Source organism: Methylomonas sp. 2F7, from assembly GCF_057126975.1.
The window spans coordinates 4,577,630-4,596,423 of record NZ_CP195203.1; the positions used below are offsets into that span (position 1 = coordinate 4,577,630).

The window sequence follows — 18,794 nt, forward strand, 5'->3', positions numbered from 1 at the left end:
CTGGCGCTCTATGATTTCATTTGGTCACGAGAAAAATGAATTGCTCAAGCAAACTCGAGGCATTGGCTTTGAAGAAATTATTACGGCTATCAATGCTGGCAAGATACTGGATGTGTTCGACCATCCCGATCAAACCAAGTATCCGTGCCAAAAAATCTATGTAGTTGAGGCGCTTGATTATGTTTATTTAGTGCCGTTTATTCGAAATGAAGATGGCATCTTTCTTAAAACCATTATTCCAAGCCGCAAAGCCAAAGAACGTTACAAAGGGGGAAACCATGTTTGATGACGAAGAAATGTCTATATTAAATGCGTTGGAAAATAACCAGTTAATACGTAGCATCAACGCGGATGAAGAAATTGCCTTGGCCAAACAAGCGGCTAAAGAATACTTGTCAAAATCGAAAAATATCACCATTCGCCTTAGTTTGGGCGATGTGACATTAATTAAAAACCGCGCTCGAGACGTTGGCATCCCTTACCAAACGTTGATTTCTTCGCTGGTGCATCAGTATGCTACCGGCAAAATTCGGTTGGAAACTTAAAAAGCGGACTAAGACAAGCCAATGAATAAGGCGGAAATGCTGGATGACATCACGGCCTATGACCAAGCCCTGGCCAGCGAAGACGAATTGGTTCCCGCCGAAATCGTCAATCGACTGTTGAACGGCGAGAATAAAATCAAAGTATGGTGCGAACATCGCGGCCTGACTCAGTCAGGGCTGGCCGAGAGCTGCAACATGGCCCAAGCCAGTATCGCACAAATGGAAAGTGGCAAGCGAACCGGAACCATTGGCGCACTGAAAAAAATAGCCGAAACATTGAATGTGGATTTGGATGATTTGGTTTAATCCGCTGACATTCTTTAAGACGAAGGCAATTCATGAAAACTGACGCCGAAATCATCCATAGCGGATTCGAATCCATTTTTTCAACCCTGGGCATGGTTGATGCCGAGAGGTTTATCATTAATCGCGATAAACTCGATTACACGAATTGGCAAAAACAGCTCTGGCCTGACGAATCCGTAGAATCGTTATCTGCATTGGCCCAGCAAGATTGGGAACAATCGTCTTAACTTTGCCGCTTGCCCGCACTGCGGCTAGTCACCCCCTAATAATGAATCGCGCTTTGAATGAATAACTTAAAAGACCGCCTCCTCCAATACTGGCTACTAGCCCGCTTCGATAAACCCATCGGTATTTTCATTTTGCTGTGGCCGACGCTTTGGGCCTTGTGGATCGCCGGCAACGGCAAGCCGGATTTATTGGTGTTGATCGTGTTTACGCTGGGCGTGGTGTTGATGCGTGCCGCCGGCTGCGTGATCAACGATTACGCCGACAAGGATTTCGATCCGCATGTCGACCGGACCAAACTGCGGCCGATTGCCGCCGGCAAGGTGACGCCGAAGGAAGCGTTGATTGTGTTTGCGGCGCTGTGCCTGACCGCGTTTGGCTTGGTGTTGCTGATGAACTGGTACACCATTGGTTTGTCGTTTATCGGTGCGTTTTTGGCGGCCAGTTATCCGTTCATGAAGCGCTTTACCCATTTGCCGCAGGCTTATCTGGGTGCGGCGTTCGGGTTTGCGGTACCGATGGCGTTTGCCGCGCAAACCAACGAAATTCCAGCAGTCGGCTGGATTTTATATCTGGCGGTGCTGCTGTGGGCGCTGGTGTACGACACCATGTACGCGATGGTGGATATCGACGACGATTTGAAAATCGGCGTGAAATCCACTGCAATTCTATTCGGCAAGCGGGTGCGGGAAATTACCGCCGGTCTGCAAGTTGTGATTATGGGGCTGCTAATTACGGTCGGCGCGATGCAACAACTGAACTGGCCGTATTACGCCGGTTTGGCGGTTGCCGCCGGCTTGGCGATTTACCAGCAAAAGCTGATTTTTCATTTCGATAAACCCAGTTGTTTTAAAGCCTTTTTGAATAATAACTGGTTCGGTCTGGCGGTGTTTGTTGGGATTGTGTTGGCGTATTGGCTGTAGTGTTTAGGGTGATGCCCTTCCTCACACTAGCCTCAATAACGTAAAAAGAGACGGTCAGAATGAGAAGATGAAAACAGGTCATTCGCCTGGTTTGATTCTCATCACCCCAACCCTCTCGGCAACTGCTCCCAGCGTTGCCCTACCTCCTGCATCCGTGCAGTCGTCCAGCAGGAGAGGGAGCTTAATTTAAAGCCCTGATAGGAGATTTTTAAGCCTATCCAATAGATTATAGGATTTGCGATGAACTATCACGAGATGCTCGCCGTGGCATTAGCCGAAGCAAAAGCCGGTTTTGACGAAGGTGGCGTGCCGGTCGGCGCGGCTTTGTTCGCCGCCGACGGCAAATTGTTGGGGCGGGGCCGCAACCGCCGCGTGCAGGACAACGATCCATCGGTACACGGCGAAACCGACGCTTTCCGCAAAGCCGGCCGACAAACCAGCTACCGCGACAAAATCCTGGTCACGACCTTGGCGCCGTGCTGGTATTGCTCGGGCTTGATTCGGCAGTTCAATATCGGCACGGTGTTGGTCGGCGAATCGGTCAACTTTGCGGGGCATCTGGATTGGCTAAGAGAGGCTGGCGTTAAGATCGTGGAATTAAACGACGCGGCTTGTATCGATTTGATGAGCCGTTTTATTGCCCAATCGCCACGGATTTGGTTTGAAGACATCGGTGAGGATTGTTGTTAAGGACATTCTGAATAAGTTAATTCCACAAACGAAGATTTGCGCTCAGGCTCTACCCATCCGAAATAACCGCCAACCACCCCCAACTAAACGTTCATTACAAAATGACATTGCTCTATGCGGTGAATTATTATAAAACGGCGGGAATGATGCGCTTGGACCTAAACGCAACATTTAATGTTAATCTCGCGAAGACGCGAGTCCGGGGTTTTGATAGTCCTGGGTTCCAGAATTCACAGGAACGACGATACCCATTTTTTGAAGCCCCCCTTTTACAGGTTGTGCGAGTAGCCAAAAGGCTCTGATCAATCACAACTTGCATTGAATGGGGAGGTTGACGGCAGCTAACCCAATTTTGAAAAATTCTCGATCCTTAATCTGCACAGGAGTTTCCGTTCATGAGTCTGTCCTTAGTCATCGGTAACAAAAACTATTCATCCTGGTCATTGCGGCCGTGGCTGTTTTTGAAATATCACGACATCGATTTCGCGGAAATCAGAATTCCGCTATATCGCGAAGATTCGAAAGACAAACTATTGCAATACTCGCCGACCGGTAAAGTACCTGTTCTGTTGGATGGTGAGCTTAAGGTCTGGGATTCGCTGGCAATATTGGAATATCTGGCGGAACGCTTTCCACAAACCCAAGGCTGGCCGGAGGATTTCGCCGAACGCGCCGCGGCCCGTTCGTTAGCCGCCGAAATGCATTCCGGTTTTACTGCGCTACGCACCTATTGTGGTATGAATTGCAAGCGCACACCCTCAGCCAAACCCTTACCGGAAGCGGTACATCCCGACATCGAACGTATCGGTGAAATTTGGCAACACTACCGGCAACTCCACCGCCATGACGGTCCATGGTTATTTGGCCGATTTACCATAGTCGATGCGATGTTCGCCCCGGTCGCCTTGCGATTTCACAGCTATCAACTGGAAACCAATAAAGAGGCGCAAGCCTATGTGGACTCGGTATTAGCCTGCCCTGCTGTAAACGCCTGGATAGAAGCCGGCAAGTTGGAAAGCGAGGTCATCAGCGCGTTTGAATAAGCAGTGTTAAGACCTTGCCGATTTACCACAATAATTTAAAGATACTTTGCTACTACCTGAGCGTAGAATGATTCTCTTGTTATTTACCAACGGGAGAGCACTATGAAAAAAATCAAATTAACCGCTGTTTTACTCGGCTTATCAGTATTTTCCGGCCTGAGTTTTGCGGATGTTCCGCTGCAATCCAATGAAGAAGTACAAGGCGTGTGGAAGTTGGAATATACCAAAAAATCCGCTACCTCCACGGAAACCATCAAGCGCGAAGATACCTGGACCTTTAAAGACGGCAAAGTCACCATCACTCATATCCCACGCGAAGGTACTTTTTATGACCAATCGCCAGTCGCTTATGAAATTGAAGGCGGTAAATTGAAAATCGCCATTTTGGGTAGACCGGATAAATTCGACATCTTTGCCTTGCAGGAAAAAACCGATAAATCCATGACCTTAAAAGGCAAATTCGGCGACGTTTATCACTTTAATAAAAATTAAAAACCATCATCCGTAATTTCTTAGCCTAAAAATACCAATAACACTTGGCTAACCATTAATAATTTGTTCCCGCAAGCTTCCCCCTGTTCACGCCGGGGCGCGGGAACCCTGAAATAACGAATCCCCGCATAAGCGCTGCAATTTTGGTCCTAAAAATTAAACCGCGATTCTGAACCAAGCGGCATACAAAGCCGGCAAAAACAGCAAGGTCAATGCAGTCGCGACAGTCAAACCTCCCATAATTGCCACCGCCATCGGCCCGAAAAACGCGCTGTGGGTGAGTGGAATCATAGCCAATATTGCCGCCGCCGCCGTTAATACGATAGGCCGGAACCGGCGCACCGTCGAATCGACAATAGCATCAAAATCCGAGCGCCCGGCCAGCTTATCCTGATCGATTTGATCGACCAAAATTACGGAGTTGCGCATGATCATTCCCGAGAGGGCAATTGTGCCCAGCATCGCCACAAAGCCGAACGGTTGCTGAAAAATCAACAAAAACAACGTCACGCCGATCAAACCGAGCGGCGCTGTCAATAATACCAAGGCCATCCGCGAAAAACTTTGCAACTGGATCATCAGCACAGTCAATACCGTCAGAAAGAACAAAGGCATACCGGCAGCCACCGAATCGCCGCCCTTAGCCGATTCTTCCACCGCACCGCCAGTCTCCAGGCGGTAACCTGGCGGTAACTGTCGCTTGATATCCGCTAACTGTTCTTCGATTTGTGCCGACACCATGGGCGCCTGCATGTTGCCGTACAAATTTGCTCGCACAGTGACAGTAGGAATACGATTGCGCCGCCAAATCAAACCTTCCTCAAAACCGTATTCCAATTCGGCGACTTGCGACAAAGGCACACTACGTCCTCCGGGAATCGGGATCATCAAATTTTGCAGACGCGATAAATGCTTACGTTCAATTTCGGCGCCACGCACCAATAAGTCGATGCGCTCGATGCCTTCACGAAATTCGGTGACATACAAGCCTTGCAGGGCGCCATTGATAATATTGGCGATGTCGTTGGAACCGACTCCCAGCAGTCTGGCCTTGGATTGTTCAACATTGACGCGCACAACTTTCACTGGCTCTTCCCAATCCAGCTGCACATTGGACGGATAAGGATTGGCGCGCATCACATCCGCCACTTGGCGAGCGATAGTGCGCAGTGTCAGCAAGTCCGGCCCGGAGACTCTGAACTGCACCGGAAAACCTACCGGCGGGCCGTTTTCCAAACGCAATACGCTGCCGCGCATATCCGGAAAATCCTGTTCAAACAAATGTATGAGTTTATCGCGCAGTTGTTCTCGTTCCGCTGGGCCATTGGTCAACACCACAAACTGCGCAAAGCTGCGTTGCGGTAATTGCTGATCCAAAGGCAAATAAAAGCGCGGACTGCCGTTGCCGACATAAGCGACGTAATTATCGATGCCGCTTTGCTTATCCAGCCATGCCTCCAGTTTTTTCACATCGGCTTCGGTGGCGGCATACGACACACCCTCCGCCAAGCGCAAATCGACGATTAACTCCGGCCGAGTGGAATCCGGAAAAAACTGTTGCTGGACGAACTTAAAACCGAAGATAGCGGCAAAAAACATCCCTATGGTCAAAAAAATTACCAGCCAACGGTGGATAACGCAGGCGGCTACCAGTTTTCGGAAACGCAGATAAAAGGGGGTTTGATAAAGATCGTGGGCGTGGTTCTTGGACGGTTCGGACTGTGGTTTTTTCCGCAACTTGGCCCAAATCCGCGCCCAGCTCGACTCTTGCTCTTGGCCCTTACTCAAGTCCGGTAGCAACCGAAATCCCAAATACGGTACAAACACTACCGCCGCGAACCAGGATACCAACAAGGCGATGACAACCACTTGAAAGATCGAGCGGGTGTATTCGCCGGTAGAGGACGCAGCCGTGGCAATCGGCAAAAAACCGGCAGCCGTTACCAATGTGCCGCTCAACATAGGCATCGCAGTGGATGTATAGGCAAATGCGGCAGCACGCGTCCGATCCCAGCCCTGTTCCATCTTAGAGGCCATCATTTCCACAGCGATAATGGCATCGTCGACCAACAAGCCCAAGGCCAAGATCAGTGCACCCAGGGAAATTTTATGCAGACCAACGCCAAACAGATACATCAGCCAAAAAGTAACCGCCAACACCACCGGAATCGTGATCGCTACTACGATACCGGTGCGTAAGCCCAAGGACAGCAGGCTAACGCCTAATACTATGACGACCGCTTCGGTCAGCGATTTGGCAAACTCGTTAACCGAGCGCTGCACTGCTTTTGGCTGCGAAGACACAGTATGCAATTCCAAACCCACCGGCAATTGGGCTTGGGTCGTTATGACGGCCTGATCCAGATCACGGCCCAATTTGATGATATCGCCGCCAGCACGCATCGCTACCCCGATCAACAGCGCGTCATGACCTTTATAGCGCACCCTATCTTTGGGAGGATCTTCAAAGCCGCGACTGACTTTGGCGACATCGCCCAGCCGAAATTCGTTGTTATTGGCGCGAAAACGCACATCGCGCAGCTCTTCCAATCTATCGTAACGACCGGTTACCGCAATCCGAATGTGCTCGTTTTCAGAATCGAAACTACCGCTGCCTGTCACCAGGTTCTGCGCTTGCAAGGTACGGAGCAAGGTGGCAATGTCGATGCCGATGGTCGCTAATTTGGCATTGGACAACTCGACGTAAATGCGTTGTTTCTGCTCGCCGAAAAAATCGACCTTGGCGACATCGTTGACTCTGAGCAGCTCGGCGCGCAAAGTTTCCGAGTGACGCTTCAGTTCCGCGTAGTCGTAACCCTCGCCAGTCAAGGCATACAAGTTTCCGTATACATCCCCAAACTCATCGTTAAACGTCGGACCTTCGACGCCGGCCGGCAGGGTATAAGCAATATCGCCGACTTTTTTGCGAACTTGATAAAAAATGTCCGGGACTTGCGCCGCCGGTGTGGAATCCTTGGCCGACAGAAAAATTAACGATTCGCCCGGCCTGGAATAGCTGCGTAAATTGTCCAGCCAGGGTACTTCCTGGAGTTTTTTCTCCAGCTTATCGGTGACTTGTTGTTCCACTTCCTGGGCACTGGCACCGGGCCAACCGGTGCGAATAACCATCACTTTGAAAGTGAAAGGCGGATCTTCCGATTGGCCCAGCCTGGTATACGAAAGCATCCCCACCAAGGTCAGCATCAACATGGCATATAAAACCAATGCCGGGTGACGCAAGGCCCACTCGGAGAGATTGAAGCCCGATTTCATAGTCGGCTCCGCAACGGCGTTGCCCGGACTATCTGGCCGGGTACCAAAGTTTGCACACCGGCCACCACTATTTGCTCGCCTTTTTGAATACCGCCAGCAATTAAAACCCCGTCTTCACGAAACGCGCCGGCTTGCACCACTCTCGGCTGAACTTCGCCGCTGGCCGGATTGACCACCCAAACTACGGATTGACCGTCACGCTGAGTAACCGCTGTGGTGGGTAATAAAAAATCCTTGGTTTCCTGATGATAAAAACGGACGCCGGCCGTCATACCCAAACGCACCGAAGCATCCGCATCCAGCAAAACCACACGTACTTGAAAAGTACGTGTGAGATTATCGGCAGCCGGTGCCACTTCCCGGACTTTACCGTGATATACGGTATTGGGATTGGCCCACAGCCTAATTTCCGCCGGCACATCAACAGCAATGCCCAACATGCGCGACTCGGGCACGGCAATTTCGACTTCCTTATTCTCCGGCACCGCGATGCGAACGATAGGCTCGCCGGCGGCAACCACCTGGCCAGGTTCGGCATGAATTTGCGTAACCACGCCATCCCGCTCCGCCAGTAATTGCGTGTAGCGCGACTGATTGCCGGTTACCGCGGCTTGCGCGCGGGTTTGCTTTACCCTGGCCGCCGCGGCCTTGAATTGCGCTTCATTAATATCCAAAGCCTGGTTGGAAATGAATTTGCTGGCATGCAGTTGGCGTTGTCTGTCCAGTTCGGCCTGGGCTAAGGCCAAATCCGCTTCCGCCGCCCTGACTTCCGCTTGAGCCGCTTGAGTCGATAAACCGGTATCCATACTATCCAGCTTGGCGAGCAACTGACCTTTAGTCACTACCGCCCCCGTATCGACGTTGCGTTCGATGATTTTGCCGTTGATACGAAAACCTTGCGCACTTTCGTAGCGGGAGCGAATTTCACCCACCAATATGATGGGAGCGGCTGCGGTCTGTTCGCCTACTGTCACCACCAAAGCCGGTCTGGGCACCGATGCCGTGGGCGCTGGTTTTTCGCAAGCCACCAGCAACAGCGGCAACATCAACAACAAATGTTTCATCTTATCCCCTTTAAATAGACCGAACTGCATCCAGCTTTACTTATGCCATTGCCTTGCGGATCGACTCCAACGGCACCAACGAAATCAATGCTCTAAACAACAAAGCATTATTGTTGTTGAAGAGGCCGTAACATTCGTAATCCAAGGGTGTCGCGTTTAAATCGCCAAAATCGTGCGCGGCGCTATCCGCTGTGGGTTTGATCAAAATATGCACCGCGTCGTTACTTTTAAGCTGCGCCAAACAACGTCTGTCGATAGAAATTTTGTGCGAAGTATAGACCATGGGGTTACGCTCGAAATCGTGCAGCCATTTCAAAGCTTTTTCCAGCAACGCACTGGACAGCAACGCGCATGGAAACATCTCCGGGAAAATCACCTTATCCTGCAATTCGTCGAAATACCGGGTTTGGTCGCGTAGCGATGCGCAGAGAAAATTCTTGGCGTTGCTGGTCATCATGAACTTACGCTTAAGAAAAAAACCATTATTCAAAAAACAACGGTCAGGCTGAATTTTTAATTCGCCAACCCTAGACAAATCCGGCTGGTCTAAAAACAACGGGTCGGCAGTTTCTTTTTTATAGCCGGTCAAGGCCAGTTTGCCGTCGGCCTTGACGATAATCCGGTTGCTCAAGCTTGGCGACGGTTCGTTCTTAAATATCGACTCTTTAATATCTACTTCTATCACCTGGTTCGGCTTAATGGCATTGGCAAAGGCAAATTGGTAATTGCTGAAGTTCAAGCCCTGTTCGGCTAACAATTTTTCTTCGTCATGTTGGAGGCGATAGTCAGCGATCTTGCCTTCGATCAAGGACTCCAGCTGAAACCCCAAGGTAATCGGCCCATTAAACGGATTGCCGTTGATGTTCTGCCATTTTCGGCTATCGTGGAACAGATTGAAATCGTCAGTGGAATTGCGGGCGATGTCGATATGCAGCTGACTGAAAACATCGGCATTGATTGGATTCATAGAGGCGGCCTCCGCTGGGCTTTGAATATGGCGTTTCAACTCGCCGCATGCTACCACCTATCAACGGGTTCACAAACCGGCAATGGTTGTATCCCAATCAAGCTTGCCGAGCGTCGTCATCCAAAGCTTACAGACGGGAGCTTACCAGCGCCAGGTCTTTAGCATATTGCAGAATAGTGGCAAAGGCGGCCATCGGATGGCTCGCTTTATCGTGCCGATCATGTCCAGCAAAACAACTCACCAGCGGACTATCGCTTAACACTTCCCACAGTGACACAACAAGCCCTGGCTGTTGTTGAAAACCTGTTGGCTAATCACCCAACAAGTTGTGGATAAATTACCGGTAAAAAGCACTGTTTTAGTTATCCCCAGACTGTGAACAACTAGAAAGTCCAACTTATAACAGTGTTAATTGCTAGTAACACTTTGAATTAAAATACTTAAATGTGCTTTTCCACAGATTTTTCAGCACTAGTAGTAATAATAATCTTAAGATCTTTATAAAGTTATTACTATTATTGCGGCAAGATTCTGGCTATTAAGCCCCCAAGAAACATCAATCTTCTGCGGACAGTTGTTCGGTTAGGCTTTTAGGTAGCTTCTTTTTGACTTTCACGCCCAATTCTTCTAATGCGCTGGCCTGGCGCAGCAAATTACCGCCACCGCTGCTGAGTTTGTTGACGATGCCGTCGTAGGTTTTTTGCACCGTGTTGAGTTGGTTGCCCAGTTTTTCGATGTCTTCGACAAAACCTCTGATCTTGTCGTATAAGCTGCCGGCCTTATCGGCAATCAAGCGGGCGTTTTCGTTTTGTTGTTCATAGCGCCAGATGTTTTGCACGGTGCGCAAGGTTGCCAGCAAGGTCGTGGGGGTAACGACGACGATCTTGTGCTCGAAAGCATCGTTGAATAACTTTTCGTCTGCTTGAAAAGCTGCCATGAAGGCAGCTTCGATGGGCATGAACAGCAGTACAAAATCCAAGGACCGCAGGCCTTTCAAACTGGAGTAGTCTTTGTTGCTTAAGCCTTTGATATGATTTCTGACCGCTTCAGTATGTTGTTTCAAGGCTTCGATGCGCTGCTTGTCGTCTTCAGCGGAACAGTAACGCTCGTAAGCCAATAGCGAGACCTTGGAATCGATGATCACGTCTTTGTTTTCCGGCAGGCGGACGATCACATCGGGTTTGAATAGGCGATTATCTTCGTCGCGGAATGCGCCTTGGGTTTCGTATTCAATGCCTTTGCGCAGGCCGGATTGTTCCAAGACTTTTTCCAGAATCATCTCGCCCCAGTTACCTTGGGTTTTATGATCGCCTTTCAAAGCACGGGTCAGGTTCAACGCTTCCTGATTCATCTTGGCGGTGTCGCGGCGTAGGGAGACAATTTCCTCACGCAGGGAAATACGGTCTTTGGTTTCGTTGTCGTAAACGCTTTCGACGCGGCTTTTGAATTCGCCGAGTTGCTGCTTTAATGGCGCGACCAGATTTTCGATGCTGGTTTTGTTATGTTCAGTGAACTGCTTGCCGCGTTCTTCGAATATTTTGTGGGCCAGATTCTCGAATTGGGTTTTTAACTGATTTTCCGCATCTTGCAGTAAACGGATTTTCTCTTCGTTATGTTTGTGCTGTTCCTGCTGGCGCGTGTTCAGTTCGGCATTCTCGGTTTTCAATGCCAGCAACTGTTGTTGCAAACTGTGCAGCTCGGTTTCTTTTTGGGTCAGCAATAACGTGCGCTCCTCGGCCACTGCCAATTTGACGGCCTGTTGTTGGAGCTGCTGCTGTAGTTGTTCCAACTGACTTTGCAACTCGCGATGCCGCTTACCGCTTAGCCAGGCGCAAACGCCATAGCCAAGCAACGCCGCCAGCGGTAGTGCTGCCAGCGTCATCGATATCTCTTCCATCAGAACCTCTTAGTGACTAAAACGTGCGGGTTAACGCGGCTTGATGGACAAATCGCCAATGGTAAAGCCAATATCAAACCCCTTGCCTTTGCCCAGCATAACCAAGGAAATTTCACCTCGGGTCAATACTTGCCTATCCACCGAGTTTTTAAACCCAAAGTGGTTGCCCAGCGAAACATAATTGCCGAATATTTCGCTGATATATTTCACGTCGGTGAAATAGGCTTCTCCTTCTATGACGGAATAGCCAATAGTAAAGCCAATGCTTTTTGACGACAGCGCCACCTTGGCTTTTTGCCCGTTGCGGCAGCTTATTTCCCCAGTACCGTCGTATTGCTTGTAAGCTAGCGAAAACCCCTCCAGCTTGTAGGTCATGCTGCAAGTACCCAGTTTTTTTTCACCAAATTGCTCGTTAAAGTCAATCTCGGCTTGGTTAGGCTGGCTGGTATCGGCGGCTTCCGGTACGGCTGGCGCTGCGGGTTCCGATGGCTTTGGAGACGGTGCGTCGGTTAGCGGATGGGTAACAAAATCGGCATGGCTCAAATTTGGCAACGTCGCGAAGCCGAGCGCAATAATCAGAGATGCGGTTAATTTGTGATGTCGATACGCAGAGGCCGGTAAAAGCGATTCAGCGTTTTTGCTCTGTCTATTCATCTATTTTGGTCCAAGTCAGTTAAATGCTATGCCGTCTAAGCGATCAGATAATGCCTAATTTCACTAGTTTCGCAGGTTGCGTTGGCGCGATAGCGGCTACGTGACAAATCGAGCTATGTTGTCAGGGAACGCTATCGCGAACCCTGATCTACAGGGCTAACAACTAAAACCAGTCTTGCTCGTAGACGGCGGAACTATTGAAATTCTACCTCTCGGCAACTACTTTCGCGCATATTCATATATTGCATTTATCTTTTGAAGATCACGGAGTACATAGTATGAAAAATGAAATATCCAGATGGCGAATATTGGGTAAGGATTGGAATGCACTGACGTTTTATCAACGCTTCGAAAGCGGGGTCGCGTTTGCCCTGACCTTTTTGGTGATGTTGGTCGTCAGCGTCGCGTTGTTTAGATTATTCGTCGGCGTAATCGGCGGATTGGTATTCGATGCATTGAATCCTTTGGACCACGAAATATTCCAACAGGTGTTTGGTGAGATCATGACCTTGTTAATTGCGCTGGAGTTTAACCACACCCTGCAATATGTCGTCACCCGCGAGCAAAGTGTCATTCAAACCAAGGTTGTACTCTTAATCGCCCTGCTGGCGTTGGCGCGTAAATTTATCGTGCTGGATATCGGCAAAATCTCCGCCGACGTATTGTTAGCCTTGGCGGCAGTGACATTGGTGTTGGGCATAACCTATTGGTTGATGCGCGAACGTGATGACCGGTTAGTCGAGATAGCCACCTCAAATTCAAAACCGGAAATTAACTAGGCTGAGAAGGACTACGCCAAACCCAGCTATTTGACTTGTTGACTGTCACTCGCCCAAGCACCGCGCAAATACGGGGAAATCGGTATTGGTAGGTGCGGTTAGCGAAGCGTAACCGCACGAATGGGAGGCTTTCATGCCTCTGATTACGCTTCGCTAATCGGAGCTACGCGGCCTATGTTGTGCAGGTTATACGTTGTGGTTTGAAAGCGTCTGCGTTTGCTACCTTCCCTCGAAGCATTTTGTTCCACAACTCAGTACGCTGCCCTTCAGAAAGTTCTTCCCACGGAAAAAGTACGATACCTGCTTGGTTATAATTCCCTTTGGCACGCATGGCGGCATAGTTCTCATCGCGAGTGACTATGTGAACTTGCTCATAGTCAACTAACGTTTTGATAAAAGCATCCGGGTCGTTGAGTTGTTCGGCGCGGTGTTGTTCAACAAGTGCAGTAAGCGTCGTTTGAATACGTTTGAAATGCTCAAGCATTAGCGGGCCATCGTTTTGTGTGGCAGCCATCTCGGAGACTTTGCCAGTGAAGCGACGTAACTTTCGTTTTACGGCCTCGGCCATGATGTGAGTGTACCAAGCACGGGCACGCCCTGGAGTAACGTTGGGGCGCGCAGAAAGCCACATTACCTCCTCGTAGATTGATTTCAACGCAGAGGAAAGCTGAGGATCAAGGTCGTGTTGCGAATAAATTTTGGTACCCATTAAGTAGTTAAAAAATTTCCAAATATCATCACAACCCCCTAAACACATCAGCCGCCGCAACCACAGTAGCCAGCAAATCCTCATCCGAATGCGCGGCAGAAACAAACCCAGCCTCAAACGCCGAAGGTGCCAGGTAAAAACCTTTATCCAACATCGCATGAAAAAAGCGTTTGAAACGATCAACATCGCAAGCCATAACTTGGGAAAAACGGCAGACCGATTTTTCAGTGCTGAAAAACAAACCGAACATTCCGCCGACCTGATTGGTGGTAAAAGCAATACCTGCCTGATCGGCGGCAGCTTGCAGGCCTTCCAATAGTTTTGCGGTTTTGGCGGTCAGGGCGTCGTGGAAGCCGGGCTGAGTGATCAGTTCCAGGGTTTTCAACCCCGCGGCCATCGCCACCGGGCAACCCGACAAGGTGCCGGCTTGATAAACCGGACCCAATGGCGCTAGATATTCCATGATTTTACGGCTGCCACCGAAAGCACCGACCGGCAGGCCGCCGCCGATGATTTTACCCAGCGTAGTCAAATCCGGTTTGATGCCGTACAGACCTTGTGCGCCTTGCAAACCAACGCGGAAGCCGGTCATTACTTCATCAAAAATCAGCACGCTGCCGTATTGATCGCATACCTCGCGCAGGGTTTGCAAGAAGCCGGGTTCCGGCGGGATGCAGTTCATGTTGCCGGCCACCGGCTCGACAATGATGCAAGCAATCTTGTCGCCTATTTCGGCGAAGGTGCTGCGTACCGCATCGCTGTCGTTGTAAGTCAGGGTGAGGGTATCGGCTGCAACCGAGGCGGGTACGCCCGGCGAGCTAGGGACGCCGAAAGTCAACGCGCCGGAACCTGCCTTGACGAGCAAGGAATCAGAATGGCCGTGGTAGCAACCTTCGAATTTAACGATCTTGTCGCGACCGGTGTAACCACGCGCCAGGCGCAACGCGCTCATGGTCGCTTCGGTGCCGGAGCTAACCATGCGCACCATTTCGATTGACGGCAGCAATTCGCAAACCGTTTGCGCCATCAAAGTTTCGATTTCGGTGGGGGCACCAAAACTTAAACCTTTTTCAGCGCTTAGCTTGACCGCTTCGATCACAGCCGGATGCGCATGCCCCAAAATCATTGGCCCCCAGGAACCGACATAATCGATATAGCGCTTGCCTTCGCTGTCGTAAACATAAGCGCCGGCTGCATGGTCGAAATATACCGGCGTGCCGCCGACGCCGCTAAAGGAACGTACCGGCGAATTGACGCCGCCGGGAATGTATTGCTTGGCTTGAGAAAATAATTCGGAAGATTGGGTCATGGGGATGAAGGATAGAGAAATCGTGTAGGTTGGGTTAGGCACTAGCCGTAACCCAACACGGGGGCTTTGAATGTTGAGTTGTGCGTTATCGAACCAACCCAACCTACATTGTTATTGCGGTTTGCCAAACAAATGCGGGCCTTTGGGTTGCGGTTTGTTTTGCAAACAGAAATAAGCCGCAGCGTCGAATTTGATCTGCAAGGTGTGGGTGTCTTCGTGGTCTTCCAGATATTTCTCGGCATCGATCTCCGACAGATCTTTCATGATGTGTTCGGCGATGCAGTCGCAACTTTCTTCAAAACGTTTTTCATCGACGTCTTTGTTATTCGAATTTTTCAGTTCCCGTTCAACGCATTTAGCGGAAAACTCTTTTTCGAACTGGCGTTTCTCGGGTTCAGTGGCTTCGCCGGTATCTACTCTGTGTACCGCTTTTTTGGCAGTGCCGGCGCTAGCGCTATCTTTTGGGGTTTCCGCTTCATCACTGGAGCAGCCGGCAATGGTCAACGCTGAAACAATCAACGTCGCAAAGAGATAAGAAGTTTTTCTAGTTTTCATAAGTGTTGTTAGTTTTATTAGTTAAGTAAATCTTGCAGCAATGGCGCCAAGGTTTGTTGTTGTTGACTTTGGGTTAAGCGGTTTGCGGTAACAATGCTTTTTAGTTGATGCAAAGCCAGATTGAAATCGTCGTTAACGATCAGATAGTCGTACTCCGGATAGTGGCTCATTTCAGTCACCGCATCGCGCATGCGTCGGGCAATCACTTCAGGATTATCCTGACCGCGATTTTGCAAACGCTGGCTCAATACCTCGATGGATGGCGGCAGGATGAAGATCGACAGGCTTTCCGGCAACATTCTTCTTACCTGCTGAGCGCCTTGCCAATCGATTTCCAAGATCACATCCAAGCCTTTGGCCAGATTATCTTCCACGGTCTGCTGTGCGGTGCCGTAGAAATTATCGAACACTTGCGCGTGCTCCAAAAAGGCTTGCCGTTCGATCATGGCTTTAAATTCGTCAACAGAGACGAAAAAATAATCGACGCCATCTTGTTCGCCGCTGCGCATTGCCCGGGTAGTGTGCGACACCGAGACGGCCAGATCGTCAGTCTCGGCAATCAGTTGCTTAACCAGACTGGTTTTGCCCGCCCCGGATGGCGCAGAAATAATATAAAGTTTGCCCGAAATCATGTGTAGTAATGAGGGTTATCCATGCGGCCGTCATTCTTTTCTGATAACGTCCACAGAGTCAAGCCCTAAGCGGTCACTGTGGTATCATGCAAGGCCTTTCTAAGCCCCTTCTTGAATGCCGATGAGTGTGATTTGGAACAACTGCCTGGCCAAGCTTGAACATGAAATTCCCAGTACCGATTTCAGCACCTGGATCAGGCCGCTGCAAGCAGTGGAAACCGACAGCCAGTTAAAATTACTTGCTCCCAACCGCTTTATTATCGACCATATCAAACAGCATTTTTTCGCGATCATCGAAGATGCGGTCAACGAGTTTTCCAATGCAACCTTGGCGGTGCAGTTTGAAATAGGTAGTAAAAAATCGCCGGCTATCAAAGCACCAACACTCAGCAAGAGTCCGACCCAAAAGAAGAATCAACCGAATTTTTTAAACAAAGCCTTCACCTTTGAGAGCTTTGTGGAAGGTAAATCCAATCAGTTGGCCAGAGCCGCTTCGATGACGGTTTCGGATAACATCGGCAAGGTCTACAACCCGCTGTTTATCTACGGCAGTTCCGGTTTGGGTAAAACCCATTTGATGCATGCCATAGGCAACGCTGTGCTGTTGAAAAAGCCCGATGCCAATATTGTCTATCTGCATTCCGAGAAATTCGTGCAGGACATGGTCAAGGCGCTACAGCAAAACAGCATCAACCAGTTTAAAGAATACTACCGCAGCATCGATATTTTATTGATGGACGACATCCAGTTTCTGGCCGGCAAGGAACGTTCGCAAGAAGAGTTTTTCCACACCTTTAACAATCTGCTGGATAACAAACATCAGGTTGTTTTGACCTGCGATAAGTATCCGAAAGAAATAGATGGTCTGGAAGACCGTTTGAAATCTCGCTTCGGTTGGGGCTTGCCGGTGGCGATAGAACCGCCGGATCTGGAAACCCGGGCCGCGATCTTGATAAAAAAGGCTATGCAGGTAGGTGTGGATCTGGATCAAGATATCGCCTTCTTTATTGCTAAACGCATACCTTCCAATGTTAGAGATCTGGAAGGTGCGTTACGGCGGGTGGTGGCCAATTCGCAATTTACCGGCCGCGACATTACCTTGGAATTTACCAAGGAAGCGCTACATGATTTGATTAGTTTGCAAGACAAGTTGATCAGCATCGATAACATCCAGAAGACAGTGGCCGAGTATTTCAAGATCAGAGTGGCCGATTTATCTTCAAAAAATCGCAAACAATCCATCACCCGGCCTAGACAGGTAGCTATGTGTCTGGCCAGGGAATTGACTTCTCACAGCTATCCGGAAATCGGCGACGCCTTCGGTGGGCGCGATCACACTACGGTCATCAATGCCTGCAAGCGCGTGGCTGAGTTGAAAGACGACGATGTGAAGATGGCTGAAGATTACAAAAACCTGTTGAGAACCTTATCCCATTAATTGCGTGTAAGTTGTGGATAAAGTGCGCCGAAAATACCCTATCCGGGTTATCCACAAACCCCATACAAGCTAAAGCGGTATCCGGCAACAATGTTTGATACATGCTAAGATTTTGATTTAAATTATATAAAACCGGTTTTCCACAGCTTTTTGTTTACATAGTAGTAACAATATATAAAAGATATTTATATGAAATTTATTATTAGCAGAGATCAAATCTTGCCACCGCTGCAACAAATCGTCAGCGTTATCGAGAAACGGCAGACCATGCCGATTCTGTCCAATGTGTTGTTGCAGGCTAGCGACGAGCAGTTGGTGATGACCGGTACAGATACAGAAATTCAGATTGTTGCTAAGTTAAATATCGAGTCAATAGCGCATTCCGGGGAAATCACGGTTCCTGCTAGAAAGTTTCTGGATATTTGCCGCTTGTTACCGAATGGCGCGGAAATTCACTTTGAATTGCAAGACGATAAAGTTAAGGTCGTTTCCGGCCGCAGCCGGTTTTCTTTGAGTACTTTACCGGCGGAACATTATCCAGAGTTCAACGAGTCCGAGTTTGAACATAGCTTTTTGCTCAATGCCGGTAAATTCAAGAAAGCTTTGGATAAAACCGTGTTTTGCATGGCCAATCAGGACGTACGCTATTACCTGAACGGTTTGTTGTTGAATGTGAGCAATTCCAAACTCAAACTGGTGGCTTCCGACGGCCATCGGTTATCGATTTATGAAGACGATATCGGCCAAGCGACCGGTTATGAATCCCGCATCATCATTCCTAGAAAAGCGGTGCAGGAGCTTAGTCGCTTGCTGGACGATGCAGACGCAGAATTGAACATCCAGTTTTCCAGCAACAACATCCGAATTTATTACAAGGATGTGGTGTTCTCGTCAAAGCTGATCGATGCCAAATTCCCGGATTTCAGTAAAGTGTTCAATCAAAGTTTTATGAGTCCGTTGTTGATCCAAAAACAAGTCTTGAGAGATGCGTTAACGCGGGTAGCGATTCTGTCCAATGAAAAATACAAGGGTGTGACTTTCGATATTTCCGGCGATTTGTTGAAACTCAGTACCCATAATCCCGAGCATGACGAGGCCGAGGAAGAATTGATCATCGATTATCAAGGCGAGCCGTTGAGCATCTCGTTTAATTCGCAATATATGCTGGATGCAGTATCCAACTTGGATTCAGAAATGGCGGTGCTGACCATAGCCGGCAACGCCAGCAGTTGTTTCATCGAAGAACCCGAACAGCCATTGTTTAAATTTATTGTCATGCCAATGCGGATGTAG

At 49.3% G+C, this 18,794-nt stretch carries 20 protein-coding genes; 11 read left to right on the plus strand and 9 right to left on the minus strand.

Annotated elements, in window-relative coordinates:
* The first annotated feature begins 10 nt into the window (after positions 1 to 10).
* The 8 genes from ACR64Q_RS20640 (at position 11) to ACR64Q_RS20675 (ending at position 4,224) form a co-directional block, all read left to right on the plus strand.
* The gene (locus ACR64Q_RS20640; protein WP_313732962.1) at positions 11 to 286 is read left to right on the plus strand and encodes a toxin; all 276 of its coding nucleotides are present in this window, start codon (positions 11 to 13) and stop codon (positions 284 to 286) included.
* A complete protein-coding gene (locus tag ACR64Q_RS20645; protein ID WP_313732963.1) occupies positions 279 to 545 on the plus strand; it encodes a hypothetical protein in 267 nt (88 codons plus the stop codon). The genes ACR64Q_RS20640 and ACR64Q_RS20645 overlap by 8 nt, the downstream gene beginning before the upstream one ends.
* 21 nt (positions 546 to 566) lie before the next feature.
* Complete coding sequence (locus ACR64Q_RS20650) at positions 567 to 851, plus strand: helix-turn-helix domain-containing protein (RefSeq protein ID WP_313732964.1); 285 nt, start codon at positions 567 to 569, stop codon at positions 849 to 851.
* Positions 852 to 883: 32 nt separating this feature from the next.
* Complete coding sequence (locus ACR64Q_RS20655) at positions 884 to 1,078, plus strand: hypothetical protein (RefSeq protein ID WP_020484059.1); 195 nt, start codon at positions 884 to 886, stop codon at positions 1,076 to 1,078.
* A 57-nt stretch (positions 1,079 to 1,135) separates the two neighbouring features.
* Entirely contained in the window at positions 1,136 to 1,999 is an 864-nt protein-coding gene (gene ubiA, locus ACR64Q_RS20660; RefSeq protein ID WP_313732965.1) for a 4-hydroxybenzoate octaprenyltransferase, read from the plus strand.
* A 240-nt stretch (positions 2,000 to 2,239) separates the two neighbouring features.
* Positions 2,240 to 2,689: a nucleoside deaminase gene (locus tag ACR64Q_RS20665; RefSeq protein ID WP_313732966.1), complete on the plus strand. Its 450-nt coding sequence runs from the start codon at positions 2,240 to 2,242 to the stop codon at positions 2,687 to 2,689.
* 395 nt (positions 2,690 to 3,084) lie between these two features.
* Entirely contained in the window at positions 3,085 to 3,732 is a 648-nt protein-coding gene (locus ACR64Q_RS20670; protein WP_026602743.1) for a glutathione S-transferase family protein, read from the plus strand.
* A gap of 102 nt (positions 3,733 to 3,834) precedes the next feature.
* The gene (locus ACR64Q_RS20675) at positions 3,835 to 4,224 is read left to right on the plus strand and encodes a lipocalin family protein (protein WP_020484055.1); all 390 of its coding nucleotides are present in this window, start codon (positions 3,835 to 3,837) and stop codon (positions 4,222 to 4,224) included.
* Positions 4,225 to 4,380: 156 nt separating this feature from the next.
* Here ACR64Q_RS20675 and ACR64Q_RS20680 read toward each other — a convergent pair whose 3' ends face one another.
* The 5 genes from ACR64Q_RS20680 to ACR64Q_RS20700 all read right to left on the minus strand — a co-directional run bounded on the left by ACR64Q_RS20680 (position 4,381) and on the right by ACR64Q_RS20700 (position 12,079).
* On the minus strand, positions 4,381 to 7,497 hold the full coding sequence (locus ACR64Q_RS20680) for an efflux RND transporter permease subunit (RefSeq protein ID WP_313732967.1): 3,117 nt from the start codon (positions 7,495 to 7,497) through the stop codon (positions 4,381 to 4,383).
* Complete coding sequence (locus ACR64Q_RS20685; RefSeq protein WP_313732968.1) at positions 7,494 to 8,561, minus strand: efflux RND transporter periplasmic adaptor subunit; 1,068 nt, start codon at positions 8,559 to 8,561, stop codon at positions 7,494 to 7,496. Before ACR64Q_RS20685 ends, ACR64Q_RS20680 begins: the two co-directional genes overlap by 4 nt.
* 40 nt (positions 8,562 to 8,601) lie before the next feature.
* Positions 8,602 to 9,528, minus strand: a complete 927-nt coding sequence (locus ACR64Q_RS20690; protein ID WP_313732969.1) for a hypothetical protein — start codon at positions 9,526 to 9,528, stop codon at positions 8,602 to 8,604.
* A gap of 556 nt (positions 9,529 to 10,084) precedes the next feature.
* Positions 10,085 to 11,425, minus strand: coding sequence for a DNA recombination protein RmuC (locus ACR64Q_RS20695; RefSeq protein WP_313732970.1), 1,341 nt, complete (start codon positions 11,423 to 11,425; stop codon positions 10,085 to 10,087).
* A 30-nt stretch (positions 11,426 to 11,455) separates the two neighbouring features.
* The gene (locus ACR64Q_RS20700; protein ID WP_313732971.1) at positions 11,456 to 12,079 is read right to left on the minus strand and encodes a hypothetical protein; all 624 of its coding nucleotides are present in this window, start codon (positions 12,077 to 12,079) and stop codon (positions 11,456 to 11,458) included.
* Positions 12,080 to 12,357: 278 nt separating this feature from the next.
* Here ACR64Q_RS20700 and ACR64Q_RS20705 point away from each other — a divergent pair, with 278 nt between their 5' ends.
* A complete protein-coding gene (locus ACR64Q_RS20705; RefSeq protein ID WP_313732972.1) occupies positions 12,358 to 12,858 on the plus strand; it encodes a phosphate-starvation-inducible PsiE family protein in 501 nt (166 codons plus the stop codon).
* Positions 12,859 to 13,030: 172 nt separating this feature from the next.
* Here the strand turns inward: ACR64Q_RS20705 and ACR64Q_RS20710 are convergent, their stop codons facing one another.
* From ACR64Q_RS20710 to gmk, 4 genes are all read right to left on the minus strand, one after another.
* Positions 13,031 to 13,489 carry a hypothetical protein gene (locus ACR64Q_RS20710; protein ID WP_483823418.1) on the minus strand — a complete coding sequence of 153 codons (459 nt, stop codon included), beginning with the start codon at positions 13,487 to 13,489 and terminating at the stop codon, positions 13,031 to 13,033.
* Positions 13,490 to 13,595: 106 nt separating this feature from the next.
* A complete protein-coding gene (gene hemL, locus ACR64Q_RS20715; RefSeq protein WP_313732974.1) occupies positions 13,596 to 14,876 on the minus strand; it encodes a glutamate-1-semialdehyde 2,1-aminomutase in 1,281 nt (426 codons plus the stop codon).
* A gap of 111 nt (positions 14,877 to 14,987) precedes the next feature.
* The gene (locus ACR64Q_RS20720; RefSeq protein WP_313732975.1) at positions 14,988 to 15,431 is read right to left on the minus strand and encodes a hypothetical protein; all 444 of its coding nucleotides are present in this window, start codon (positions 15,429 to 15,431) and stop codon (positions 14,988 to 14,990) included.
* A gap of 17 nt (positions 15,432 to 15,448) precedes the next feature.
* Complete coding sequence (gene gmk / locus ACR64Q_RS20725; RefSeq protein WP_020484045.1) at positions 15,449 to 16,063, minus strand: guanylate kinase; 615 nt, start codon at positions 16,061 to 16,063, stop codon at positions 15,449 to 15,451.
* Positions 16,064 to 16,184: 121 nt separating this feature from the next.
* On the opposite strand from gmk, the gene dnaA reads away from it, so the two are divergent.
* Positions 16,185 to 17,501: a chromosomal replication initiator protein DnaA gene (dnaA, locus tag ACR64Q_RS20730; RefSeq protein WP_026147079.1), complete on the plus strand. Its 1,317-nt coding sequence runs from the start codon at positions 16,185 to 16,187 to the stop codon at positions 17,499 to 17,501.
* A gap of 189 nt (positions 17,502 to 17,690) precedes the next feature.
* A complete protein-coding gene (gene dnaN, locus ACR64Q_RS20735; protein WP_313732976.1) occupies positions 17,691 to 18,794 on the plus strand; it encodes a DNA polymerase III subunit beta in 1,104 nt (367 codons plus the stop codon).

Bases quoted from the DNA above. Each gene is read 5' to 3' on its own strand.
- dnaN (WP_313732976.1), top strand. From the start codon at position 17,691: ATGAAATTTATTATTAGCAGAGATCAAATCTTGCCACCGCTGCAACAA.
- ACR64Q_RS20690 (WP_313732969.1), bottom strand. From the start codon at position 9,528: ATGAATCCAATCAATGCCGATGTTTTCAGTCAGCTGCATATCGACATC.
- ubiA (WP_313732965.1), top strand. From the start codon at position 1,136: ATGAATAACTTAAAAGACCGCCTCCTCCAATACTGGCTACTAGCCCGC.
- hemL (WP_313732974.1), bottom strand. From the start codon at position 14,876: ATGACCCAATCTTCCGAATTATTTTCTCAAGCCAAGCAATACATTCCC.
- ACR64Q_RS20655 (WP_020484059.1), top strand. From the start codon at position 884: ATGAAAACTGACGCCGAAATCATCCATAGCGGATTCGAATCCATTTTT.
- ACR64Q_RS20665 (WP_313732966.1), top strand. From the start codon at position 2,240: ATGAACTATCACGAGATGCTCGCCGTGGCATTAGCCGAAGCAAAAGCC.
- ACR64Q_RS20650 (WP_313732964.1), top strand. From the start codon at position 567: ATGAATAAGGCGGAAATGCTGGATGACATCACGGCCTATGACCAAGCC.
- ACR64Q_RS20670 (WP_026602743.1), top strand. From the start codon at position 3,085: ATGAGTCTGTCCTTAGTCATCGGTAACAAAAACTATTCATCCTGGTCA.
- ACR64Q_RS20675 (WP_020484055.1), top strand. From the start codon at position 3,835: ATGAAAAAAATCAAATTAACCGCTGTTTTACTCGGCTTATCAGTATTT.
- dnaA (WP_026147079.1), top strand. From the start codon at position 16,185: ATGAGTGTGATTTGGAACAACTGCCTGGCCAAGCTTGAACATGAAATT.
- ACR64Q_RS20645 (WP_313732963.1), top strand. From the start codon at position 279: ATGTTTGATGACGAAGAAATGTCTATATTAAATGCGTTGGAAAATAAC.
- ACR64Q_RS20705 (WP_313732972.1), top strand. From the start codon at position 12,358: ATGAAAAATGAAATATCCAGATGGCGAATATTGGGTAAGGATTGGAAT.
- ACR64Q_RS20695 (WP_313732970.1), bottom strand. From the start codon at position 11,425: ATGGAAGAGATATCGATGACGCTGGCAGCACTACCGCTGGCGGCGTTG.
- ACR64Q_RS20685 (WP_313732968.1), bottom strand. From the start codon at position 8,561: ATGAAACATTTGTTGTTGATGTTGCCGCTGTTGCTGGTGGCTTGCGAA.
- ACR64Q_RS20720 (WP_313732975.1), bottom strand. From the start codon at position 15,431: ATGAAAACTAGAAAAACTTCTTATCTCTTTGCGACGTTGATTGTTTCA.
- ACR64Q_RS20640 (WP_313732962.1), top strand. From the start codon at position 11: ATGATTTCATTTGGTCACGAGAAAAATGAATTGCTCAAGCAAACTCGA.
- ACR64Q_RS20680 (WP_313732967.1), bottom strand. From the start codon at position 7,497: ATGAAATCGGGCTTCAATCTCTCCGAGTGGGCCTTGCGTCACCCGGCA.
- ACR64Q_RS20700 (WP_313732971.1), bottom strand. From the start codon at position 12,079: ATGAATAGACAGAGCAAAAACGCTGAATCGCTTTTACCGGCCTCTGCG.
- ACR64Q_RS20710 (WP_483823418.1), bottom strand. From the start codon at position 13,489: ATGTGGCTTTCTGCGCGCCCCAACGTTACTCCAGGGCGTGCCCGTGCT.
- gmk (WP_020484045.1), bottom strand. From the start codon at position 16,063: ATGATTTCGGGCAAACTTTATATTATTTCTGCGCCATCCGGGGCGGGC.